A 281-nucleotide genomic window follows, 5' to 3' on the forward strand; every position below is an offset into this window, starting at 1 on the left:
TGTTGTATGTGGCCACCCTGGAACACGGTCGCCATAAGGGTGCCCGCCTACGCTCGACGCTGGTCTATCGAAGTGCTCTTCAAACACTGGAAGGGCTCAAGCCTTGAACTGGAATCCACCCACCTGAGCCATCCACAGCGGCTCACCACCCTGCTGAGCGTCGTCACCATCGCCTCCGTGTAGGCCTGGCACACCGGTGAACAAGAGCACGAGCAAGTACCCGAATGGGTACTTGCTCACGGACGTCTAGCCGTTTCGGTGATGCGGTACGGCCTCAATAC

1 pseudogene is annotated in these 281 nt (G+C 59.1%); it reads left to right on the forward strand.

The window, feature by feature from the left end:
* Positions 1-183 (forward strand): annotated as a pseudogene (locus GUI70_RS24840) (hypothetical protein); the annotation flags it as partial.
* Positions 184-281: the final 98 nt, after the last annotated feature.

This window comes from Deinococcus alpinitundrae, from assembly GCF_009982895.1.
In the GTDB taxonomy this organism is placed as follows: domain Bacteria; phylum Deinococcota; class Deinococci; order Deinococcales; family Deinococcaceae; genus Deinococcus; species Deinococcus alpinitundrae.